Origin of the sequence: Enterobacter sp. RHBSTW-00975, assembly GCF_013615235.1 — a bacterium.
In the GTDB taxonomy this organism is placed as follows: Bacteria; Pseudomonadota; Gammaproteobacteria; order Enterobacterales; family Enterobacteriaceae; genus Enterobacter; species Enterobacter ludwigii.
On sequence record NZ_CP055883.1, the window covers coordinates 1879081 to 1898193 of the forward strand.

A 19113-nucleotide genomic window follows, 5' to 3' on the forward strand; every position below is an offset into this window, starting at 1 on the left:
GTCGGGCAAAGCCAGACCCGGCTTTTCTTATGCCGGTATACGATCAATCTTACTGCTGCGTGACCACACACGGTGCGCTGCGAGCAGATCGAACAGCTTCGTCATAAACGCATCATCGACGTTATCGCCTTCGACAATGCCATCTTCACCTTGCTCAGCCACCTTCAGGTGCGCTTTAAACTGTCGCGCATCGCCGGACAGGGCGATCGGCTTCAGGTGCTTATAGGCTTCCAGCAGATAATAAATCGCATCGCCATTGTTCAGCAGACTGTCGATGTCGCCGCACGGCACAATCACCGCATCAACGGTGAGCGATGGTGCTCCGGCAAAGGTGGCCGCAACCGGCAGCACTGAACCGTCGTCGGCGGTCACTTCCCCCATGCGGGAATAGAGCAGTTTGGCGTGAACGCCTTTGGTTTTCAGCGCCTGCATAATCCCCAGCACGTCGCTGGCACGGGTTTTGTCATTCAGCAGAATGGCCACTACCCGGCCTTTTATCGAGCCACCCGGCACCGCATACAGACTCAGGGACGGATCTTTCTTCAGTCCGTTAACGTCTTTCGGTGGGGTCGCATTGCGTTGCTCATCCGTCAGCGTAATGCCAAGGTTATCCGCCACGCTCTGGGCAAGCTGAATATCGATATGGGCGAGCTGATCGACCACGCGCTCGCGGATGTAAGTCCGCACCACTTTGCTCAGTTCAAAGCTAAAGCCACCGATAATGTGCTGTTGCTCGATCGGCGTCTGGCTGTTCCAGAACAGGCGAGGTTGGGCATAATACTCGCCGAATGACGGGCTACGCTCGCGGATTTTATTGCCATCGATGCGCTCCTGGTACGACTCAAAACCACCGCGTTTCGGTCCAGGCGGCGTTTCGCGCGGCCAGTTATCGTTGATGGAGTTCGGCTCATAGTTAGCCGGATTGGTATCGATATCCTGGCGATGCATCCCGTCGCGCTGGAAATTGTGGTACGGGCAGGTTGGACGGTTAATCGGAATTTCGTGGAAGTTGGGCCCGCCAAGGCGACTGATCTGCGTATCGGTATAGGAGAACAACCGCCCCTGCAGGAGGGGATCGTTCGTGAAATCCAGCCCCGGAACGATATGCCCCGGGTGGAACGCGACCTGCTCATTTTCGGCAAAGAAATTGTCCGGGTTACGGTTGAGCACCATTTTACCCACCAGCTGAACCGGCACCAGCTCCTCTGGGATCAGCTTTGTCGGGTCGAGAAGATCGAAATCGAAGTTAAACTCATCCTCTTCCGGGATCAGCTGTAACCCCAGTTCATATTCCGGGAAGTCACCGGCTTCAATCGACTCCCACAGCTCACGACGGTGGAAGTCCGGATCGCGCCCGGTCAGCTTCTGGGCTTCATCCCACACCAGCGAGGCTTTGCCCGCCACAGGCTTCCAGTGGAAGCGTACGAATGTGGCTTTCCCGTCCGCGTTGATCATCCTGAAGGTATGAATACCAAACCCTTCCATCGTGCGGTAGCTGCGCGGAATGCCACGGTCTGACATCGCCCACATCACGTTGTGTAACGTTTCTGGCTGCAGTGAGACATAATCCCAGAAGGTGTCATGCGCACTTTGTCCCTGCGGTATGGCCCAGTGGGGCTCCGGTTTTACCGCATGGACAAAGTCAGGAAATTTATGCGCATCCTGAATGAAGAACACCGGGGTGTTATTGCCGACGAGATCGAAAATACCCTCTTCGGTATAAAATTTGGTGGCGAAGCCGCGGATATCACGCACGGTATCTGCCGAACCCGCGCCGCCCTGCACGGTTGAAAAGCGGACAAAGACCGGTGTGATTTTGTCCGGATCGGAAAGGAAATCCGCTTTGGTTATCTCTTTGAGGCTTTTGTAGGGCTGGAAGTAGCCGTGTGCCGCGGAGCCACGCGCGTGAACGATGCGCTCAGGTATACGTTCATGGTCAAAATGGGTGATTTTTTCCCGCAGAATAAAGTCTTCCAGCAGGGTCGGTCCGCGCGTTCCCGCACGCAGCGAGTTCTGATCGTCAGCAATGCGCACGCCCTGGTTGGTGGTAAGTGCAAAACCTTCGCCGCCTTTACGGTGGGACTCAAGGGATTTCAGCTTCTCGTTTCCGGTATCCGGGGATTTCATACTTCCCGGCGCGGTAGGCTGTTCGCCAGGTGCGGAAGGGCCGGGGGACGGGCGGTGAGAGCCGTCCGCTGGGGCCAGAGAGTCCATGCCTGGTTGAGATTCTTCAGTGCCATGAATGGGTGATTGATGTGTTTCATCTTTGTTCGACATTGCACGCTTCTCCTTTATCCATTGCTAAAAACCTTGTTAACTATAGAACAATGTGGCGAAAGGGCGGGCGAACTAAGAGTTTTCAGATGACCTGGTTAAGGAATGCGCTATCAGAGCGATGCAGGGCGCGACGCGTGGGGGGAGGATCGGCTATCATAGAATTTTCCTGCTTCCAGAATGTGCTTTAGTGAACCCGTCGCTTATGAAACCTTTTCGTCAACAAAACCGCCCTGTCATTAGCTACGTGCCCCGCGTCGAACCCGCGCCGCCCGAACATGCCCTGAAGGTGGATGGTTTTCGTGATGTCTGGCAACTGCGCGGTAAATACGTAGCGTTTGTTCTGATGGGAGAACACTTCCGCCGTTCGCCCGCGTTTTCGGGGCCGGAGTCGGCCCAGCGATGGGCGAACCAGGTCCGCCAGGATGAAGAGATTGAAGAATAACAGCCAAAAAAAACCGCCATCAGGCGGTTTTTTTTATTCATCCGTGATTAACGGTGCGCCAGTTCAGCGTCGTCTTCACTTTCCAGAATGGTTTTATCGGTCTGCTTCAGCCACTGGCTGGTCAACGTACCGGCGGTCATGGAACCGCTCACGTTCAGCGCAGTACGACCCATGTCGATCAGCGGCTCAACGGAGATCAGCAGGGCAACCAGCGTCACCGGCAGACCCAGGGCCGGCAGGACAATCAGCGCGGCGAAGGTTGCGCCACCGCCAACACCCGCAACGCCTGCGGAGCTGATGGTAACAATCCCGACCAGCGTGGCAATCCAGACGGGATCCAGTGGGTTAATACCCACGGTCGGAGCAACCATTACCGCCAGCATTGCAGGGTAGAGACCTGCGCAACCGTTCTGACCAATGGTGGCACCAAAGGAGGCAGAGAAGCTGGCAATAGATTCCGGTACGCCCAGACGACGGGTCTGCGCTTCAACGTTCAGCGGAATAGACGCGGCGCTGGAACGGCTGGTAAACGCAAAGGTCAGTACCGGCCACACTTTACGGAAGTATTTCAGCGGGCTAACGCCATTGACGCCCAGCAGGATACCGTGCACCACGAACATAATGCCCAGACCCAGATAAGAGGCGACGACGAAGCTACCCAGCTTAATGATGTCCTGCAGGTTAGAGCCGGCAACCACTTTGGTCATCAGCGCCAGAACACCGTAAGGGGTCAACTGCATCACCAGACGGACCAGCTTCATTACCCAGCTTTGCAAGGTATCGATAGCCACCAGCACGCGCTCGCCTTTCGGCGCGTCGTCTTTCAGCAGCTTCAGCGCCGCCACACCGAGGAAGGCCGCAAAGATCACCACGCTGATAATGGAGGTTGGGCTGGCACCGGTCAGGTCAGCAAACGGGTTCTTCGGCACGAAAGAGAGCACCATCTGTGGCACCGTCAGGTCAGCGACTTTACCCACGTAGTTGGTCTGAATCGCCGTAAGACGCGCCGTTTCAGCCGTACCCTGGACCAGACCTTCAGCGGTCAGCCCGAACAGGTTGGTGACCAGCACACCGACCAGAGCTGCAATCAGCGTGGTAAACAGCAGCGTACCGATGGTCAGGAAGCTGATTTTACCCAACTGGGTGGCGTTATGCAGACGGGCAACGGCGCTCAGAATAGAGGCAAACACCAGCGGCATAACGATCATCTGCAGCAGCTGGACATAGCCGTTACCGACGATGTTGAACCACTGAATAGAATCTTTCAGAACTGGATTATCGGAGCCATAAATAGCCTGCAACGCCAGACCAAACACGACACCCATGGCCAGACCAACCAGCACTTTCTTCGCGAGGCTCCACTGTTTGTGGCGCGCCTGCGCGAGAAGCAATAGCAATACAACGAACACCACAATGTTCGCGATGAGTGGAAAATTCATCCCCGTTCTCCTGATTTATTATACGGTCGGTTTTTACCGATCCTGTTGGCGCAAGGTTATCAGAAGTGTGATGTGGCGCTTATATCCAAATGGAATGGGTTATGACAAATGGAAATAATTTGTGTGCTTAGTGTTCAATCTGGTGATTAATGAACCGATTAAACTGAAATTGCAGCGAATTGATCATCTGGGATGACCAGCGCACTGCACTGTTTTCGGGCAAGGTTTGCGGCATCCAGACGGCGTAGGCAAAGAGCGCCATACACAACACACGCTCAAGCTGATTACCTTTCTGCGGCGCAAGAATGGGCAAACGGAAACGCCAGCGGCATGGCCAGAGCAGCGGCACGCCCGCAGGCGTCAGCATATCGGCAAGGATATGGCTTAAATAACCCAGCACCATTCCCTGGATAGCATCGCCGGGCACTACCCAGCTCTCAGGGACTTTTAAATAGAAAAGGGTGAGCAGGCCGAATACGGCCAGCAGGCTGTGGGTAAACCCACGGTGACCAAACGCGCGGGCGATGGGTTTTGATATCCACTTTAGCCGCTGTCCCAGGAACGATTTTGGATGGTCGATATCGGGCAGCAGACAGGTCAACACGGCGGACGGAACAATATGCCACCAGTCCCCCTGTGCGAGCACAGGGGTAAGTTCAGCGTTTTTGGCAAAAACTGCGCACGCAATGGAAAAAAGCAGATGGCCTTCCGCCGTCATGATAAAACCCACGAAACTGTCAATTCATACAGTATAGGGTTTTTATACAGTAGACGAAAGAGGTGACGGTGTAACTGTATGTCACAAACGCGCCTAGCGCGCCAGCCAGCCCCCGTCGACGGCTAACGTATGACCGTTCACGTAATCCGAGGCGGCGGAGGCTAAAAAGACCACCGCTCCCTGCAGGTCTTCCGGTACTCCCCAGCGCCCGGCAGGTATCCGGTCGAGGATCTCCTGGCTGCGTTGCTGGTCATCTCGCAGTTGCTGAGTGTTGTTGGTCGCCATATAGCCCGGCGCGATGGCGTTAACATTGATGCCGTGTGTCGCCCATTCATTCGCCAGCAGACGCGTGATCCCCAACACGCCGCTTTTGGACGCGGTGTAAGAGGGCACGCGGATGCCACCCTGGAATGAGAGCATCGAGGCGATATTAATGATTTTCCCGCCCTGGCCCTGCGCAATAAACTGTTTAGCCACGGCCTGGGAGAGGAAAAAAAGCGATTTCAGATTCAGGTTGATGACGTCGTCCCAGTCCTTTTCGCTGAACGCGAGAGCATCTTCACGGCGTATGGTCCCGGCATTATTCACCAGAATATCGACTCGCCCCATCTCAGCAACCGCGCTGTCAACAACGTTCTGAAGACTCTCCTGCTGACTGAGGTCGGCCCGAATCGCCCTGAACCGCCTTCCGAGTGCGCTAATGCAGGCAGCCGTTTCCTCCGGCGCTTTGCGGTTAACACCCACGATGTCGCATCCCGCCTGCGCCAGCGCAATGGCCATGGCTTGTCCCAGACCGGTATCACATCCGGTGACGATGGCCACTTTTCCAGACAGAGTGAAGTTATCCAGTATCATACGCGCCTCAGAAGTAAGGTTATTGTCATTCTGACGCTAAGGATAGAAGCGGGGGATAAGAAAAGCAAACAAAATGAAACGATGTTTTGTTTTTAAAGCAGGCAGCCTGACGCTGCCTGAAAGGGGCGGGTTACTCGCCGCGCAGGTGCTGCGCCGTCAGCTCAACCAGTGAGTTCAGCTTCACGTCGGCAAGGGCAAAACGGGGATCGTGTCGGCCTTCCTCCGCGGGAACAACAATCGAGCGCATGCGCGCGGCCTTCGAGGCCACCATTCCGTTAACGGAATCTTCCAGCGCGACACAGCAGAGGGGATCAAGACCGAGCTTAGCGGCACAGTCGAGATAGACCTGCGGGTGCGGCTTGCTGTATGGCAACGTTTCCGCTGAGGCCAGCGCGTCGAAGCTGTCGCGCAGCTCAAACATGGTCAGCACTTTTTCCAGCATATGCAGCGGTGAAGCTGACGCCAGGCCGACTTTCAACCCCTGTGCTTTACACAGCGCGACGGCTTCACGCACCCCGGGCAGCAGGGGCTTGCTCTCTTCCACCAGTGAGATGGCGCGGCTGATAATGCGCGCGGTCACTTCGTCGCGATCGGGTCCCACCCACGGCTGCTGGGCATACCACAGGTCCACCACCATATCGATGCGCAGACCAAGCGTATCCGGAAGTTCATTACGGCGGCTGATATCAACGCCTAGGCTGGCGATAACGTCCAGTTCGGCGCGATCCCACAACGGTTCGGAATCGATCAGTAATCCATCCATGTCAAAAATTGCGGCAAGAATCTGGCGCGGTGTCGACATCACAACGTCTCCTTATCCAGGGTGTACGACAGACGATAAATGCTAAGTGCACTCTGCAATTTAGCATATTGCCTTTAAAGAGCGGGCGAAAATGATGGTCAGCAGGTAGACTTAGGCAGAAATAACGCGTCTTTATGAAGGGGAACTGATGACGTATCAACAAGCTGGACGCATTGCTGTCTTAAAACGTATTGCTGGCTGGCTAATTTTTATTCCAGCCGCCATTTCGACGCTGATCTCTGTGCTCAAATTTATGTACGATCACAGTGAAAAACAGCCAGGTATTAATGCGGTAATGCTTGATTTTGCTCATGTCATGATTGAGATGATGCGTTTTAACACGCCGTTTCTGAATGTCTTTTGGTTCAATTCGCCGACGCCGAATTTTCATCAGCAGTTGAATCTCGGGTTTTGGGTGATCTACGCGCTGATCTTTATTGGTATGGCGTTGCAGGCCTCTGGCGCACGCATGAGCCGTCAGACGCGCTTTTTACGCGAAGGTGTGGAAGACCAGATGATTCTCGAACAGGCGAAAGGCCCGGAAGGGATGAGCCGCGAGCAGATTGAGTCCCGCATTGTTGTGCCGCGTCACACCATTTTCCTGCAAATTTTCCCGCTGTATATCCTGCCAGTCATTATCATCGTGGTGGGGTACTTCTTCTTTTCGCTGTTGGGATTCCTGTAATCGATAAGGGTGGCGACATAGCCACCCGTCCCGCCATTACGCGGCAAGCACACGTTCAAGTGCCCTCTGGGCATTGACCAGATGCTCTCCGCCAAACAGAATAGCGCGGTTCATCAGTGTGTAGAGCTGATACACCGGCTGGCGCTCAAGAAAACCCTGCGGCAGAGGCAGCACGGACTGATAACCGTCGTATATTTGCGGCGGTTGCTCAGGGTGCAGTGGCAGCATCGCCAGGTCACACTCCCTGTCGCCCCAGTAACAGGCCGGGTCGAAGATATAGGGGCCGTCAGGACCCAGCGCGCAGTTATCTGACCACAAATCGCCATGCAGCAGAGACGGCTGAGGCTGGTGGGATGCCAGACGCTGCTGAATGTGTTCGACGATGGCATCGATATTGCCAAACTCCAGACCTTTCTCCGCAGCCAGTTCCAGCTGCCAGCCAATGCGTTGCTCAGCAAAGAATGTCGACCAGCGTCGTTGCCAGGCATTGGGTTGTGGGGTGGTGGAGAGGTCGTTGTCAAAATCGAGACCAAACTGCGGCTGGTCGCTCCATTGATGCAGTCGCGCTAACTGTTGGCCGAGAATGAAGGCGTTATGGGCGTCTAACGGGCGGGCAGGAAGAAATTCCATGACCAGAAAACTGTAGTCGCGGTCGCTGCCCACGGCCCAGACCTGCGGGACCGTCACCGTTTTACTGCGCGACAACAGTTCCAGCTGGTCGGCTTCGGCGGTGAAAATCGGAAGCAGCTCTCGCTCATCGCATTTAACAAAAAGATCGCGCCCGGCGTAGCGTAAGTGCCATGCGGCGTGGATTTCTCCGCCTGGCAGTTCGTTCCGCAGTTCAATTTCACCTTCATCCAGTTGCTCACTTAAAAGATGACTGATAGCCTGCCACATGTTGTCTCTCCCATGTTGTCTGCCAGATCATAAAGTTAGCGCATAATTGCGGTAAAAAAATACGAACTAACGCACACCTGAGCGGTTTAAATTCATGCAGGGCACTTATTGTTCTTTTTTCTGCCAGCTTTCCCAGGTATCAAGATCAATTTCTGCCGCTTTGTCGGTCACGCTTTCGACCAGACTGGCCGCCAGAGCGTGAACCTCTTCTTTACTCAGGGCGCTGATCAGGCCAAACGTCAGGGTGCCTAAATCATGGATATTGCCCTCGTCATCCGTGAGTGTGAGCAGGAAATTGGCCCGGGTAAAGGCGTTGTTGAGCTCATTAAGCTCGGTCAGCGACGCTTGATGAATGTTGATGGTAACGACGTAGCGGGTGATGTCACCACTGCTCATAATTCACCTCATTGTTATCTTGGAAGTTTTCTTAGCATAGTCGATAGGCTGCGTTTGGCGACTATGGCGCGTATTTCCCCTTCACAGAGAAGGGGAAAAGGGGGATTAATTTCGGGACAGGTAATCGACGATTTTTTGCGTGTCGCTAAGCGAGCAGAGACGTGTGCCCTGGTTGATGGTGGCAGCGCTACCCGCTGCGACGCCGTAGCGTGTCATCTCCAGTAATGAAGCACCCTGGGCCAGTTTCAGGGTCATCGCTCCAACCATGCTATCACCTGCGCCCACGGTACTCTGGCTTTTCATCGGCGGCGGGACAACCTGAACGGACCCCGTTTCGTCCACGGCCAGGGCACCCTGCGGGCCAAGGGAGACCACGACCCGTCGCGCTTTGCCGCTGTGAACCAATTCCTGCGCGGCGGTGAGAACATCGTCCGGCTGGTTCAGTTCGCGGTTCACCAGCGCGCTTAACTCTTTCTGGTTGGGTTTAACCAGTTCAAGATTGCCCGGCGTCAGGGCTGCCTGCAGCGCCTCGCCGCTACTGTCGACAATGCAGCGGATACCGCGTTGCTGCGCGGCCCGAATCAGCGCCGTCAGTTTTTCCGTGCTGACACCGGGCGGCAGGCTGCCGCTTATCACCAGCAGAGCACCGCTCTCAATGGCCAGCACCTTCTCTTCAAGCTGACGAAACTCATCTTCACTGAGTTTTGCACCCGGCATGACGAAACGGTATTGCTCGCCGCTGGACTCCACGTGCACATGCAGGTTTTGCCGCGTCCAGTCTTTGGCCTCGACGGTCTGCGAGGCCACCTGTTCATCGGCCAGCAGAGAGACCAGGTGCTCACCGGTCGCGCCGCCTGCGGGGAAAATTGCTGTCGCCTTTCCACCGAGGTGCGTTATGGCTCGCGCCACATTGATACCGCCGCCGCCGGGCTCAAACACCGGGGCGCTGCAGCGCAATTTACCTTCCGGGTAAATCTGGGGCGTCAGGGTGGCGGAGTCGAGGGAAGGGGAGAGCGTCAGGGTGTAGATAGAAACCATCATTACCTCCTTTTAGCGTGGGTTCCTTTTAGTCTGGCACCATTTGTCAGGAAGGCAATGTAAATAACAGTATGATTTTAAATATGAATACTGACATAAAGTCTGCTGCGGCTTATATAAAATAAAACGCTTTTTGAGATCGTTCTTATTCAAAAAATGAAATAAGAAATCATTGCTATGTTATTTGCGGCTTTTTATAATTTGTTACCTTTCTCTGGACGCCTTGTCATTGATCCTCAAGAAAGTTTCCGGGACCGTGTGGTCTCTTTTTTTGTTGTACGGACTCCTTAATAAAATGAAGCTTTTGAAGACAGTACCCGCTGCACTGATGCTGGCGGGTGGCGTGTTTGCTGCAATGAACGCGACCGCAGATGATTCCGTTTTTACTGTCATGGACGATCCAGCCACCGCGCAAAAACCGTTTGAAGGTAACCTGAACGCTGGCTATCTTGCACAATCCGGTAACACGAAAAGCTCCTCTCTCACGGCGGACAGTACGCTGACCTGGTACGGTAATACCACCGCCTGGTCTCTGTGGGGAAATGCCAGTAACACCTCCGCGAATGACGAACGCTCTTCCGAGAAATATGCGGTTGGCGGACGTAGCCGTTACAACATGACCGACTTTGACTACCTGTTTGGTCAGGCCAGCTGGTTAACTGACCGTTACAACGGCTATCGCCAGCGTGATGTGTTCACTGCCGGTTACGGTCGTCAGTTCCTGAACGGTCCGGTACACAGTTTACGTTTTGAATTCGGTCCAGGTGTGCGCTACGACGAGTACACCGACGGCGAAACCAAAACTCAACCGCTCGGTTACGCTTCCGGCACCTATGCCTGGCAGATGACTGACAACACCAAATTTACCCAGGGGGTGTCTGTGTTTGGTGCCGACGATACGACGCTGAACTCAGAAACAGCGCTGAACGTGGCTATCAACGAACACTTTGGCCTGAAAGTGGCCTACAACGTCACCTGGAACTCTTCTCCTCCTGATTCTGCTCCGGATCATACCGACCGCAGAACCACGGTTTCACTGGGTTATAAAATGTAATATTCTCGGGCCGATTACGCTATCGGCCCGTTTTTTATTTTTTGAAACTGTGCTGTTTTATATTAAACACTGTTTTGAAATATCTGGTCTGCTGATATCTCCATCATTTCTTCATAATGCATTTTCATTAATTTGCGGCTTATTTGACACGAATTGATAACGTAACAGGCTAGGCAAAAGTGTGATCTGGATCTACACTCTTAGCACGGGCAGAATTCGGCCTTAAGGAATTTAGCATTATTAGTATTAAATGTAGAAAGAGAAAAAACATTATGAAAAAAATCAAAACTGCCGCAGCAGCGATGGTGCTTTCCGCACTGTCTTTTGGCGTATTTGCTGCTGATGAAACCACCCCGACAGCCAGTGAGACCCACAGCCAAATCGGCATTGCGAAAGCCGCTGACGTTGAAGCCGGGTCTAACATCGCGCCAGCCTCTCAGTCCACCGGTCAGTCTATGAATGATGCTTTTGACGTCCATAAACTGGTTGCAGGTGAATGGTCCTGATGGGTTTTGCCGTGTTGTTATTGACGTTTAAACGCTAATTCATCGCGCCAAAAAAACCGGATTTTGTGGTACCGGTTTTTTCGCGGCAAACCTATTTGACGTAAACGCATCGTCCGTATTTCGTCCTGGCGATGAATACCCGCAAAAGGGTATTACGGATAACGACGTTATTCCCTGCGCAGTTATTTATATCCCCGTTCAGCCCCAAATCATTGCCGCCCAACGCAGAAGCAGCATCGCGCCGCAGATGGCAATCAGCACCAGTACCATTTTCCAGTGTTTTACGGCAAATCGTTTTGTTGGCATAACCTGATCCTTGTAAGTTGATGCGAACAGTCTACCAAACAGGGCGGGGAAATGCCCCTTCTCCAGTGGTGAATCAGGTTATGCCTACTTCCGGTTCGGTTAGAACCAGTGGAATCGTTCTGCAAGAATCAACAATAAACCGGTGGCTGAAAGGATGTTCAATATCACAACCGTTCTACTTGATACGTTCATGGTATGCACCTTTGGGTTTAAAGACTTGTTCAAGAGTAGCCCAGCATCTCTGGAATGCGAGCGCCGGAGATATGCGCCCTGCAAATTCATGCGAAAGTGCCAGCGCAGCAATCTGCCAGCAAAGGGTGCAATCTCTCTTTTGTTAGTGTTACCATTGCAGGGCTTGCCGTAAATCCGCATTTATCTGATTTTCGGCGGGTGAATGATCGCGAGCCAATTTGACGATTGTTGGTCAGATGGTGTCGTAATCTATTGTCAAATCACGATTATTTTCTTTGTATATGCTCTTATGTGTGGGGCATCACTGCAAATAAGGATATAAAATGCCTGTAATTACTCTTCCTGATGGCAGCCAACGCCATTACGACCACGCTGTAAGCCCAATGGATGTTGCCCTGGACATTGGTCCTGGACTCGCGAAAGCAACCATCGCTGGCCGTGTTAATGGTGAGCTGGTTGATGCATCTGACCTGATTGAAAGCGATGCGCAGCTGTCTATCATCACAGCGAAAGACGAAGAAGGTCTGGAGATCATTCGTCACTCCTGCGCGCACCTGTTAGGTCATGCGATCAAACAGCTGTGGCCGAACACCAAAATGGCGATCGGTCCGGTTATCGACAACGGTTTCTACTATGACGTTGATCTTGACCATACCCTGACTCAGGAAGATATCGACGCGCTCGAAAAACGTATGCACGAGCTCGCCGAAACTAACTATGACGTCATTAAGAAGAAAGTCAGCTGGCACGAAGCGCGTGAAACCTTCGTGAAGCGTGGCGAGAGCTATAAAGTCTCTATTCTTGATGAAAACATCTCTCATGATGACAAGCCTGGCTTGTACCATCACGAAGAATACGTCGACATGTGCCGTGGACCGCACGTGCCGAACATGCGCTTCTGTCATCACTTTAAGCTGATGAAAATCGCGGGCGCCTACTGGCGTGGCGATAGCAACAACAAGATGTTGCAGCGTATCTATGGTACCGCGTGGGCCGATAAAAAAGCCCTTAACGCCTACCTGCAGCGCCTGGAAGAGGCGGCTAAACGTGACCACCGTAAAATCGGTAAGCAGCTTGACCTGTACCACATGCAGGAAGAAGCGCCGGGTATGGTGTTCTGGCACAATGACGGCTGGACTATCTTCCGTGAGCTGGAAACGTTCGTACGCTCTAAGCTGAAAGAGTACCAGTATCAGGAAGTGAAAGGCCCGTTCATGATGGACCGTGTGCTGTGGGAAAAAACCGGCCACTGGGACAACTACAAAGATGCAATGTTCACCACTTCTTCTGAGAACCGTGAATACTGCATTAAGCCAATGAACTGCCCTGGCCACGTTCAGATCTTCAACCAGGGTCTGAAATCCTACCGCGATCTGCCGCTGCGTATGGCAGAGTTCGGTAGCTGCCACCGTAACGAGCCATCAGGTGCACTGCACGGTCTGATGCGTGTTCGTGGCTTTACTCAGGATGATGCGCATATCTTCTGTACTGAAGATCAGGTTCGTGATGAAGTTAACGCCTGTATTCGTATGGTCTACGATATGTACAGCACCTTTGGCTTCGAGAAGATCGTTGTCAAACTCTCAACGCGTCCGGAAAAACGTATCGGTAGCGATGAGACCTGGGATCGCGCAGAAGCGGATCTCGCCGTGGCGCTGGAAGAGAACGGCATTCCGTTCGAATACCAGCTGGGCGAGGGCGCATTCTACGGTCCGAAAATTGAATTTACCCTGTATGACTGCCTCGATCGCGCATGGCAGTGCGGTACTGTACAGCTGGACTTCTCCCTGCCGCAGCGTTTAAGCGCCTCTTATGTTGGCGAAGACAACGAACGTCAGGTACCGGTTATGATTCACCGTGCAATCCTCGGTTCTCTGGAGCGCTTCATCGGCATCCTGACTGAAGAGTTTGCCGGCTTCTTCCCAACCTGGCTTGCGCCAGTGCAGGTCGTGGTGATGAACATTACCGATTCTCAGGCTGAATACGTTAAAGAATTGACGCAGAAACTACAAAATGCGGGCATTCGCGTAAAAGCAGACTTGAGAAATGAGAAGATTGGCTTTAAAATCCGCGAGCACACTTTACGTCGTGTCCCGTATATGTTGGTCTGTGGTGATAAAGAGGTGGAAGCAGGCAAAGTTGCCGTTCGCACCCGCCGTGGTAAAGACCTGGGGAGCCTGGACGTAAGTGAAGTGATTGAGAAGCTGCAACAAGAGATTCGCAGCCGCAGTCTTCAACAACTGGAGGAATAAGGTATTAAAGGCGGAAAACGAGTTCAAACGGCACGTCCGAATCGTATCAATGGCGAGATTCGCGCCCAGGAAGTTCGCTTAACAGGTCTGGAAGGCGAGCAGCTGGGGATTGTGAGTCTGAGAGAAGCGATCGAAAAGGCTGAAGAAGCTGGAGTAGATTTAGTTGAAATCAGCCCTAACGCCGAACCGCCAGTTTGTCGTATCATGGACTACGGCAAGTTCCTTTATGAAAAGAGTAAGTCTTCTAAGGAACAGAAGAAAAAGCAAAAAGTTATCCAGGTTAAGGAAATTAAATTCCGTCCTGGTACCGACGATGGCGATTATCAGGTAAAACTCCGCAGCCTGATTCGCTTTCTGGAAGATGGCGATAAGGCCAAGATCACACTGCGTTTCCGCGGTCGTGAGATGGCCCACCAACAGATTGGTATGGAAGTGCTTAACCGCGTCCGTGACGATCTGAGTGAACTGGCAGTAGTCGAATCCTTCCCTACGAAGATCGAAGGCCGCCAGATGATCATGGTGCTCGCTCCTAAGAAGAAACAGTAAGGCCTTCAAGCAGCAAAACCTGTGGAGCCTTCGGGTCTCATAGGTTTTGTTCGCCTATGTTTCGTTTATTTAACAATGCGAAGTGGAAGTAATTAAGATGCCAAAAATTAAGACCGTACGCGGTGCTGCTAAGCGCTTCAAAAAAACCGGTGGTGGTGGATTTAAGCGTAAGCACGCAAACCTGCGTCATATTCTGACCAAAAAATCTACTAAGCGTAAACGTCACCTGCGTCCAAAAGGCCTTGTTTCTAAAGGCGATCTGGGTCTGGTTATCGCGTGCCTGCCGTACGCATAAGCCGTTAACGTTTAATTTTTTACTAAGAATATAGATACAGGAGAGCACATATGGCTCGCGTAAAACGTGGTGTAATTGCACGTGCACGTCACAAGAAAATTTTGAAACAAGCTAAAGGCTACTACGGTGCGCGTTCACGCGTATACCGCGTTGCCTTCCAGGCTGTTATCAAAGCAGGTCAGTACGCTTACCGTGACCGTCGTCAACGTAAGCGTCAGTTCCGTCAACTGTGGATTGCGCGTATCAACGCAGCAGCACGTCAGAACGGTATTTCTTACAGCAAATTCATCAACGGCCTGAAAAAAGCCTCTGTTGAAATCGACCGTAAGATCCTGGCTGACATCGCAGTATTCGACAAAGTAGCGTTCACCGCTCTGGTCGAAAAAGCGAAAGCAGCACTGGCATAAGCCAGTTGAAAGAGGGGGCTTCGCTCCCTCTTTTCATTTAACACCATCAGAACATTGACTTTTACCCGTGCAACCTTTTCAATAAGGTCTTAACGGTTTTTTACCACACAAGGTAACGCAAGCATGAATGCTGCTATTTTCCGCTTCTTCTTTTACTTTAGCACCTGAATTCAGGAGGCTAGCGCGTGAAAGATGAAACGAAAAACAGCGCCAGATAAGCCTCCTGATGGAGGCTTTTTTTGTGTCTAAATTCGAGAGAATAACTCCACCAAATCGGTGTCTGCACCGACATAATGAGGAAAATCATGTCACATCTCGCAGAGCTGGTTGCCAGTGCAACAGCCGCCATTAATCAGGCCTCAGATGTTGCCGCGTTAGACAATGTCCGCGTCGAATATCTCGGTAAGAAAGGGCATTTGACCCTTCAAATGACAACCCTGCGTGAACTGCCGCCAGAGGAACGCCCGGCAGCGGGTGCGGTCATTAACGAAGCCAAAGAGCAGGTGCAACAGGCACTGAACGCGCGCAAAGCTGAGCTGGAAAGCGCGGTGCTGAATGCGCGTCTGGCGGCAGAGACTATCGATGTCTCCCTGCCGGGTCGCCGTATTGAAAACGGTGGTCTGCATCCGGTTACCCGCACCATTGATCGCATTGAAAGTTTCTTCGGTGAGCTCGGCTTTACCGTGGCGACTGGCCCGGAAATCGAAGATGATTACCACAACTTCGACGCCCTCAACATTCCAGGCCATCATCCGGCACGTGCTGACCACGACACTTTCTGGTTCGACGCCACCCGTCTGCTGCGTACTCAGACCTCGGGCGTTCAGATCCGTACCATGAAGGAACAGGAACCCCCGATCCGCATCATCGCACCGGGCCGCGTGTACCGTAACGACTACGATCAGACCCATACCCCGATGTTCCATCAGATGGAAGGCCTGATTGTTGATAAGAACATCAGCTTTACCAACCTGAAAGGTACGCTGCACGATTTCCTGAACAACTTCTTTGAGGAAGACCTGCAGGTTCGTTTCCGTCCGTCCTACTTCCCGTTCACTGAACCGTCTGCGGAAGTTGACGTGATGGGTAAAAACGGCAAATGGCTGGAAGTGCTGGGCTGCGGCATGGTGCATCCAAACGTTCTGCGCAACGTGGGTATCGATCCAGAAGTCTACTCCGGCTTTGCGTTCGGTATGGGCATGGAGCGTCTGACAATGCTGCGCTATGGCGTGACCGATTTGCGTGCATTCTTCGAAAACGATCTGCGTTTCCTCAAACAGTTTAAATAAGGGCAGGACAGAACAATGAAATTCAGTGAACTGTGGTTACGCGAATGGGTGAACACCACGCTTGATAGCGAAGCGCTTTCCAACCAGATCACCATGGCGGGTCTGGAAGTTGACGGTGTTGAGCCGGTTTCTGGCGCTTTCAATGGCGTCGTTGTGGGCGAAGTGGTTGAGTGCGGTCAGCACCCTAACGCAGACAAGCTGCGTGTGACAAAAGTTAACGTAGGCGGCGATCGCCTGCTGGATATCGTCTGCGGCGCGCCAAACTGCCGTCAGGGCCTGAAAGTGGCCGTGGCGACCGTGGGGGCTGTACTGCCTGGCGATTTTAAAATTAAAGCAGCGAAACTGCGCGGTGAGCCGTCTGAAGGCATGCTGTGTTCGTTCTCTGAGCTGGGTATTTCCGACGATCACAATGGCATCATTGAGCTGCCGCTTGATGCGCCTATTGGTACCGACATCCGCGAATACCTGAAACTTGATGACAACACCATTGAAATCAGCGTGACGCCAAACCGTGCGGACTGCTTAGGTATTATCGGCGTGGCCCGCGATGTGGCCGTGCTGAACCAGACTGAACTGAACGTACCGGAAATCGTACCGGTTGACGCTACCATCAGTGACACACTGCCGATTCAGGTTGAAGCCGCTGATGCGTGCCCACGCTACCTTGGTCGTGTGGTGAAAGGCATCAACGTAAAAGCGCCAACCCCGCTGTGGATGAAAGAGAAGCTGCGTCGCTGTGGTATTCGTTCTATCGACGCCGTCGTTGACGTGACCAACTATGTTCTGCTGGAGCTGGGTCAGCCGATGCACGCGTTCGATAAAGATCGTATCGAAGGCGGTATTGTGGTGCGTATGGCGAAAGAGGGCGAAACCCTGTTTCTGCTCGACGGCAGCGAAGCAAAACTGAATGCTGATACGCTGGTGATCGCGGACCACGTTAAAGCGCTGGCGATGGGCGGTATCTTTGGTGGCGAACACTCCGGTGTAAATGATGAAACGCAAAACGTTCTGCTGGAATGTGCGTTTTTCAGCCCGCTCTCTATCACCGGTCGCGCACGTCGTCACGGCCTGCATACCGATGCCTCTCACCGTTATGAGCGTGGCGTCGATCCGGCACTGCAGCACAAAGCGATGGAGCGTGCGACGCGTCTGCTGATCGACATCTGCGGCGGTGAAGCGGGCCCGGTTATCGACGTCACCCACGAAGCGACGTTGCCGAAGCGTGCGACCATTACCCTGCGTCGTAGCAAGCTGGATCGTCTGATTGGTCACCATGTTGCTGACGCACAGGTCAGCGATATCCTTCGCCGACTGGGTTGTGACGTGACCGAAGGGCAGGACGAGTGGAAAGCCGTTGCGCCATCCTGGCGTTTCGACATGGAGATCGAAGAAGATCTGGTGGAAGAAGTGGCTCGCGTATACGGCTATAACAACATCCCGGATGAGCCTGTTCAGGCGGGTCTGGTGATGGGAAGCCACCGTGAAGCAGATTTGTCTCTTAAGCGTGTGAAAACCATGCTGAACGACAAAGGCTATCAGGAAGTGATCACCTACAGCTTTGTTGATCCAAAACTGCAGCAGATGATCCATCCGGGTCAGGAAGCGCTGATCCTGCCAAGCCCAATCTCCAGCGAAATGTCTGCGATGCGCCTGTCCCTGTGGACCGGTCTGCTGGGGACTATCGTTTACAACCAGAATCGTCAGCAAAACCGCGTGCGAATTTTCGAAAGTGGTTTACGCTTTGTACCGGATAATCAGGCAAATTTAGGCATCCGTCAGGATCTCATGCTGGCTGGTGCCATCAGCGGTAACCGTTACGAAGAGCACTGGGACCTGGCAAAAGGCACGGTTGATTTCTACGATATGAAGGGAGATCTGGAAGCAATTCTCGATCTGACCGGTAAATTATCTGAAATTGAATTCCGTGCAGAAGCGATCCCTGCGCTGCACCCAGGCCAGAGCGCGGCTATCTATTTAGACGGCAAACGCATTGGTTTCATTGGCGTTGTTCATCCTGAGCTGGAGCGCAAGCTGGACCTGAACGGCCGTACCATCGTGTTCGAGTTGGAATGGAGCCCGGTTGCAGACCGCGTCATTCCTCAGGCCCGCGACGTCTCACGCTTCCCGGCAAACCGCCGTGATATCGCGGTTGTGGTCGCGGAAAATGTGCCCGCAGCAGATATTTTGGCCGAATGTAAGAAAGTTGGCGTAAATCAGGTAGTTGGCGTAAACTTATTTGACGTGTACCGCGGCAAGGGCGTAGCAGAAGGTTTCAAGAGCCTCGCTATTAGCCTTATCCTTCAGGATACCAGCCGTACACTCGAAGAAGAGGAGATTGCCGCTACCGTCGCCAAATGTGTAGAGGCATTAAAAGAGCGATTCCAGGCATCATTGAGGGATTGAACCTATGGCGCTTACAAAAGCTGAAATGTCAGAATATCTGTTTGATAAGCTTGGGCTTAGCAAACGAGATGCCAAAGAGCTGGTAGAGCTGTTTTTCGAAGAGATCCGTCGTGCTCTGGAAAATGGTGAGCAGGTAAAACTCTCCGGTTTTGGCAATTTTGATTTGCGTGACAAAAACCAACGTCCGGGCCGTAACCCGAAGACGGGGGAAGATATTCCGATTACAGCCCGCCGCGTGGTGACCTTCAGACCCGGCCAGAAGTTAAAAAGCCGTGTCGAAAACGCAACGCCCAAAGCAGAGTAATATGAACTAA

At 52.9% G+C, this 19113-nt stretch carries 22 protein-coding genes and 1 other annotated feature; of the genes, 12 read left to right on the forward strand and 10 right to left on the reverse strand.

Going from position 1 to position 19113, the window contains the following annotated elements; translation table 11 throughout:
- Positions 1–27 precede the first annotated feature (27 nt).
- Positions 28–2277 carry a catalase HPII gene (gene katE / locus HV340_RS09075; RefSeq protein ID WP_059305969.1) on the reverse strand — a complete coding sequence of 750 codons (2250 nt, stop codon included), beginning with the start codon at positions 2275–2277 and terminating at the stop codon, positions 28–30.
- 202 nt (positions 2278–2479) lie between these two features.
- Here katE and cedA point away from each other — a divergent pair, with 202 nt between their 5' ends.
- Positions 2480–2719 (forward strand): cell division activator CedA, encoded by a 240-nt coding sequence (cedA, locus tag HV340_RS09080; RefSeq protein WP_025204404.1) that lies wholly within the window; start codon positions 2480–2482, stop codon positions 2717–2719.
- A 47-nt stretch (positions 2720–2766) separates the two neighbouring features.
- On the opposite strand, the gene HV340_RS09085 is transcribed toward cedA, so the two are convergent.
- The 4 genes from HV340_RS09085 to hxpB form a co-directional block, all read right to left on the reverse strand.
- Complete coding sequence (locus HV340_RS09085; RefSeq protein ID WP_014169681.1) at positions 2767–4158, reverse strand: L-cystine transporter; 1392 nt, start codon at positions 4156–4158, stop codon at positions 2767–2769.
- Positions 4159–4285: 127 nt separating this feature from the next.
- Positions 4286–4876 carry a metal-dependent hydrolase gene (locus HV340_RS09090; RefSeq protein ID WP_181216476.1) on the reverse strand — a complete coding sequence of 197 codons (591 nt, stop codon included), beginning with the start codon at positions 4874–4876 and terminating at the stop codon, positions 4286–4288.
- A 93-nt stretch (positions 4877–4969) separates the two neighbouring features.
- Positions 4970–5731 (reverse strand): 2-dehydro-3-deoxy-D-gluconate 5-dehydrogenase KduD, encoded by a 762-nt coding sequence (gene kduD, locus HV340_RS09095; protein WP_181216477.1) that lies wholly within the window; start codon positions 5729–5731, stop codon positions 4970–4972.
- A 130-nt stretch (positions 5732–5861) separates the two neighbouring features.
- On the reverse strand, positions 5862–6533 hold the full coding sequence (gene hxpB, locus HV340_RS09100; protein WP_025204401.1) for a hexitol phosphatase HxpB: 672 nt from the start codon (positions 6531–6533) through the stop codon (positions 5862–5864).
- A gap of 148 nt (positions 6534–6681) precedes the next feature.
- Between hxpB and HV340_RS09105 the strand changes: the two genes are divergently transcribed.
- Positions 6682–7218, forward strand: a complete 537-nt coding sequence (locus HV340_RS09105; protein WP_181216478.1) for a YniB family protein — start codon at positions 6682–6684, stop codon at positions 7216–7218.
- A 36-nt stretch (positions 7219–7254) separates the two neighbouring features.
- Here HV340_RS09105 and HV340_RS09110 read toward each other — a convergent pair whose 3' ends face one another.
- The 3 genes from HV340_RS09110 to pfkB all read right to left on the reverse strand — a co-directional run bounded on the left by HV340_RS09110 (position 7255) and on the right by pfkB (position 9549).
- The gene (locus HV340_RS09110; RefSeq protein ID WP_059305546.1) at positions 7255–8115 is read right to left on the reverse strand and encodes a fructosamine kinase family protein; all 861 of its coding nucleotides are present in this window, start codon (positions 8113–8115) and stop codon (positions 7255–7257) included.
- Positions 8116–8220: 105 nt separating this feature from the next.
- Positions 8221–8511, reverse strand: coding sequence for a type V toxin-antitoxin system endoribonuclease antitoxin GhoS (gene ghoS, locus HV340_RS09115; RefSeq protein WP_014169688.1), 291 nt, complete (start codon positions 8509–8511; stop codon positions 8221–8223).
- Positions 8512–8616: 105 nt separating this feature from the next.
- The gene (gene pfkB, locus HV340_RS09120; protein WP_032681207.1) at positions 8617–9549 is read right to left on the reverse strand and encodes a 6-phosphofructokinase II; all 933 of its coding nucleotides are present in this window, start codon (positions 9547–9549) and stop codon (positions 8617–8619) included.
- A gap of 295 nt (positions 9550–9844) precedes the next feature.
- On the opposite strand from pfkB, the gene HV340_RS09125 reads away from it, so the two are divergent.
- Together HV340_RS09125 and HV340_RS09130 are read left to right on the forward strand one after the other, a co-directional pair.
- Positions 9845–10603: a YdiY family protein gene (locus HV340_RS09125; RefSeq protein WP_025204400.1), complete on the forward strand. Its 759-nt coding sequence runs from the start codon at positions 9845–9847 to the stop codon at positions 10601–10603.
- Between the two features lie 272 nt (positions 10604–10875).
- Positions 10876–11109: a hypothetical protein gene (locus HV340_RS09130; protein ID WP_014169691.1), complete on the forward strand. Its 234-nt coding sequence runs from the start codon at positions 10876–10878 to the stop codon at positions 11107–11109.
- Between the two features lie 198 nt (positions 11110–11307).
- Here HV340_RS09130 and yniD read toward each other — a convergent pair whose 3' ends face one another.
- Positions 11308–11415 (reverse strand): small membrane protein YniD, encoded by a 108-nt coding sequence (gene yniD, locus HV340_RS09135; RefSeq protein ID WP_008500658.1) that lies wholly within the window; start codon positions 11413–11415, stop codon positions 11308–11310.
- Between the two features lie 99 nt (positions 11416–11514).
- Positions 11515–11787 (reverse strand): stress response membrane protein YncL, encoded by a 273-nt coding sequence (yncL, locus tag HV340_RS24630; RefSeq protein ID WP_072255720.1) that lies wholly within the window; start codon positions 11785–11787, stop codon positions 11515–11517.
- A 143-nt stretch (positions 11788–11930) separates the two neighbouring features.
- On the opposite strand from yncL, the gene thrS reads away from it, so the two are divergent.
- The 8 genes from thrS to ihfA all read left to right on the forward strand — a co-directional run bounded on the left by thrS (position 11931) and on the right by ihfA (position 19103).
- Entirely contained in the window at positions 11931–13859 is a 1929-nt protein-coding gene (thrS, locus tag HV340_RS09145; protein ID WP_014169692.1) for a threonine--tRNA ligase, read from the forward strand.
- Between the two features lie 3 nt (positions 13860–13862).
- Positions 13863–14405 (forward strand): translation initiation factor IF-3, encoded by a 543-nt coding sequence (gene infC / locus HV340_RS09150; RefSeq protein WP_023616141.1) that lies wholly within the window; start codon positions 13863–13865, stop codon positions 14403–14405.
- A 97-nt stretch (positions 14406–14502) separates the two neighbouring features.
- Complete coding sequence (gene rpmI, locus HV340_RS09155; RefSeq protein WP_003030583.1) at positions 14503–14700, forward strand: 50S ribosomal protein L35; 198 nt, start codon at positions 14503–14505, stop codon at positions 14698–14700.
- Positions 14701–14750: 50 nt separating this feature from the next.
- On the forward strand, positions 14751–15107 hold the full coding sequence (rplT, locus tag HV340_RS09160) for a 50S ribosomal protein L20 (RefSeq protein WP_000124850.1): 357 nt from the start codon (positions 14751–14753) through the stop codon (positions 15105–15107).
- A 118-nt stretch (positions 15108–15225) separates the two neighbouring features.
- Positions 15226–15350 (forward strand) — a sequence feature (Phe leader region).
- The gene (gene pheM, locus HV340_RS09165; protein ID WP_001386830.1) at positions 15231–15275 is read left to right on the forward strand and encodes a pheST operon leader peptide PheM; all 45 of its coding nucleotides are present in this window, start codon (positions 15231–15233) and stop codon (positions 15273–15275) included. (Overlaps the previous feature by 45 nt.)
- 62 nt (positions 15351–15412) lie before the next feature.
- The gene (gene pheS / locus HV340_RS09170; RefSeq protein ID WP_020884406.1) at positions 15413–16396 is read left to right on the forward strand and encodes a phenylalanine--tRNA ligase subunit alpha; all 984 of its coding nucleotides are present in this window, start codon (positions 15413–15415) and stop codon (positions 16394–16396) included.
- 15 nt (positions 16397–16411) lie between these two features.
- A complete protein-coding gene (pheT, locus tag HV340_RS09175; RefSeq protein ID WP_181216479.1) occupies positions 16412–18799 on the forward strand; it encodes a phenylalanine--tRNA ligase subunit beta in 2388 nt (795 codons plus the stop codon).
- Between the two features lie 4 nt (positions 18800–18803).
- Entirely contained in the window at positions 18804–19103 is a 300-nt protein-coding gene (gene ihfA, locus HV340_RS09180; RefSeq protein ID WP_003857805.1) for an integration host factor subunit alpha, read from the forward strand.
- Positions 19104–19113: the final 10 nt, after the last annotated feature.

What these genes read in the sequence shown, in the direction of transcription:
- katE (WP_059305969.1), bottom strand. Translation starts at nt 2,277, where the DNA reads ATGTCGAACAAAGATGAAACACATCAATCACCCATTCATGGCACTGAA.
- cedA (WP_025204404.1), top strand. Translation starts at nt 2,480, where the DNA reads ATGAAACCTTTTCGTCAACAAAACCGCCCTGTCATTAGCTACGTGCCC.
- HV340_RS09085 (WP_014169681.1), bottom strand. Translation starts at nt 4,158, where the DNA reads ATGAATTTTCCACTCATCGCGAACATTGTGGTGTTCGTTGTATTGCTA.
- HV340_RS09090 (WP_181216476.1), bottom strand. Translation starts at nt 4,876, where the DNA reads ATGACGGCGGAAGGCCATCTGCTTTTTTCCATTGCGTGCGCAGTTTTT.
- kduD (WP_181216477.1), bottom strand. Translation starts at nt 5,731, where the DNA reads ATGATACTGGATAACTTCACTCTGTCTGGAAAAGTGGCCATCGTCACC.
- hxpB (WP_025204401.1), bottom strand. Translation starts at nt 6,533, where the DNA reads ATGTCGACACCGCGCCAGATTCTTGCCGCAATTTTTGACATGGATGGA.
- HV340_RS09105 (WP_181216478.1), top strand. Translation starts at nt 6,682, where the DNA reads ATGACGTATCAACAAGCTGGACGCATTGCTGTCTTAAAACGTATTGCT.
- HV340_RS09110 (WP_059305546.1), bottom strand. Translation starts at nt 8,115, where the DNA reads ATGTGGCAGGCTATCAGTCATCTTTTAAGTGAGCAACTGGATGAAGGT.
- ghoS (WP_014169688.1), bottom strand. Translation starts at nt 8,511, where the DNA reads ATGAGCAGTGGTGACATCACCCGCTACGTCGTTACCATCAACATTCAT.
- pfkB (WP_032681207.1), bottom strand. Translation starts at nt 9,549, where the DNA reads ATGGTTTCTATCTACACCCTGACGCTCTCCCCTTCCCTCGACTCCGCC.
- HV340_RS09125 (WP_025204400.1), top strand. Translation starts at nt 9,845, where the DNA reads ATGAAGCTTTTGAAGACAGTACCCGCTGCACTGATGCTGGCGGGTGGC.
- HV340_RS09130 (WP_014169691.1), top strand. Translation starts at nt 10,876, where the DNA reads ATGAAAAAAATCAAAACTGCCGCAGCAGCGATGGTGCTTTCCGCACTG.
- yniD (WP_008500658.1), bottom strand. Translation starts at nt 11,415, where the DNA reads ATGCCAACAAAACGATTTGCCGTAAAACACTGGAAAATGGTACTGGTG.
- yncL (WP_072255720.1), bottom strand. Translation starts at nt 11,787, where the DNA reads ATGCGGATTTACGGCAAGCCCTGCAATGGTAACACTAACAAAAGAGAG.
- thrS (WP_014169692.1), top strand. Translation starts at nt 11,931, where the DNA reads ATGCCTGTAATTACTCTTCCTGATGGCAGCCAACGCCATTACGACCAC.
- rpmI (WP_003030583.1), top strand. Translation starts at nt 14,503, where the DNA reads ATGCCAAAAATTAAGACCGTACGCGGTGCTGCTAAGCGCTTCAAAAAA.
- rplT (WP_000124850.1), top strand. Translation starts at nt 14,751, where the DNA reads ATGGCTCGCGTAAAACGTGGTGTAATTGCACGTGCACGTCACAAGAAA.
- pheS (WP_020884406.1), top strand. Translation starts at nt 15,413, where the DNA reads ATGTCACATCTCGCAGAGCTGGTTGCCAGTGCAACAGCCGCCATTAAT.
- pheT (WP_181216479.1), top strand. Translation starts at nt 16,412, where the DNA reads ATGAAATTCAGTGAACTGTGGTTACGCGAATGGGTGAACACCACGCTT.
- ihfA (WP_003857805.1), top strand. Translation starts at nt 18,804, where the DNA reads ATGGCGCTTACAAAAGCTGAAATGTCAGAATATCTGTTTGATAAGCTT.